At 31.3% G+C, this 2,412-nt stretch carries 1 protein-coding gene; it reads left to right on the forward strand.

Going from position 1 to position 2,412, the window contains the following annotated elements; translation table 11 throughout:
* The coding region (locus tag MBCUR_RS01845) for a beta strand repeat-containing protein (RefSeq protein WP_157077545.1) at positions 1-2,412 on the forward strand (2,412 nt) is incomplete at both ends.

The raw sequence follows: 2,412 nt of genomic DNA on the forward strand, positions 1-2,412 counted from the left end.
TTGTTCGTTTGAATGGTACTGGTAGTATTGTGAATGTTGGTAATGTTACTGGTGTTAATGAGAATAATACTGGTAATAATAGTACTCCTGATAATACTACTAATATTACTGTTGTTCCTACTGTGAACATTAGTGTTGTTAAATCTTCTAATGTGTCTGGTAATGTCTTAAATGGTGCTTACATCTTGTACACTATTAACGTAACTAATTATGGTCCTGATAATGCGACTGGCTTAGTTATTACTGATATTTTAGATAGTAGATTAATATACATTAACAGTACAAGTCCAAGATTTACAAGTTATGTTGCAAGTACTGGTGTTTGGAATATTGGTAATTTGGCTAATGGTGAGAGTATTGTTTTGGATATTCTTGTTCGTTTGAATGGTACTGGTAATATTGTGAATATTGCGAATGTTACTAATGTTACTGAAAATAATACTGGTAATAATAGTAGTAATCCTGATAATGAAACTAATATTACTGTTGTCACTACTGTAAATCTTAGTATTGTTAAAACATCTAATGTGTCTGGATCTGTCTTAAATGGTATATTTGTTTTGTATACTATTAATGTGACTAATTTTGGTCCTGATAATGCGACTGGTTTGGTTATTACTGATGTTTTGGATAGTAGATTGATATGCATTAATAGTACTAGTCCTCGTGGAACTAGTTATGATGCTATTACTGGTGTTTGGGATATTAACACTTTGGCTAATGGTGAGAGTATTGTTTTGGATATTCTTGTTCGTTTGAATGGTACTGGTAGTATTGTGAATATTGCTAATGTTACTAATGTTACTGAGAATAATACTGGTAATAATAGTAGTACTCCTGATAATACTACTAATATTACTGTTGTTCCTACTGTAAACATTAGTGTTGTTAAAACATCTAATGTGTCTGGATCTGTCTTAAATGGCATACTTGTTTTATACACTATTAATGTGACTAATTTTGGTCCTGATAATGCGACTGGTTTGGTTATTACGGATAAATTAGATACTAGATTAATATACATTAACAGTACATCTCCAAGATTTACTTACTATGTTGTAAGTACTGGTGTTTGGAATATTGGTAATTTGGCTAATGGTGAGAGTATTGTTTTGGATATTCTTGTTCGTTTGAATGGTACTGGTAGTATTGTGAATGTTGGTAATGTTACTGGTGTTAATGAGAATAATACTGGTAATAATAGTACTCCTGATAATACTACTAATATTACTGTTGTTCCTACTGTGAACATTAGTGTTGTTAAATCATCTAATGTGTCTGGTAATGTCTTAAATGGTGCTTACATCTTGTACACTATTAATGTAACTAATTATGGTCCTGATAATGCGACTGGCTTAGTTATTACTGATGTTTTAGATAGTAGATTAATATACATTAACAGTACAACTCCAAGGTTTACTTTCTATGTTGCGAGCACTGGTGTTTGGAGCATTGGCAATTTGGCTAATGGTGAGAGTATTGTTTTGGATATTCTTGTTCGTTTAAATGGTACTGGTAATATTGTGAATATTGCGAATGTTACTAATGTTACTGAAAATAATACTGGTAATAATAGTAGTACTCCTGATAATGAAACTAATATTACTGTTGTTCCTACTGTGAATCTTAGTGTTGTTAAATCTTCTAATGTGTCTGGATCTGTCTTAAATGGTATATTTGTTTTGTATACTATTAATGTTACTAATTTTGGTCCTGATAATGCGACTGGTTTGGTTATTACTGATGTTTTGGATAGTAGATTGATTTATATTAATAGTACCACTCCTCGTGGAACTAGTTATGATGCTAGTACTGGTGTTTGGGATATTAACACTTTAGCTAATGGTGAGAGTATTGTTTTGGATATTCTTGTTCGTTTAAATGGTACTGGTAATATTGTGAATATTGCGAATGTTACTAATGTTACTGAAAACAACACTGGAAATAATAGTAGTACTCCTGATAATACTACTAATATTACTGTTGTTCCTACTGTGAACATTAGTGTTGTTAAATCTTCTAATGTGTCTGGATCTGTCTTAAATGGTATATTTGTTTTGTATACTATTAATGTGACTAATTTTGGTCCTGATAATGCGACTGGTTTGGTTATTACTGATGTTTTGGATAGTAGATTAATATACATTAACAGTACAAGTCCAAGGTTTACTTATTATGTTGCAAGCACTGGTGTTTGGAATATTGGTGCTTTGGCTAATGGTGAGAGTATTGTTTTGGATATTCTTGTTCGTTTGAATGGTACTGGTAGTATTGTGAATGTTGCAAATGTTACTGGTGTTAATGAGAATAATACTGGTAATAATAGTACTCCTGATAATACTACTAATATTACTGTTGTTCCTACTGTGAACATTAGTGTTGTTAAATCTTCTAATGTGTCTGGTAATGTTT

The sequence above is a fragment of the Methanobrevibacter curvatus genome (genome assembly GCF_001639295.1).
Lineage (GTDB): Archaea > Methanobacteriota > Methanobacteria > Methanobacteriales > Methanobacteriaceae > Methanoflexus > Methanoflexus curvatus.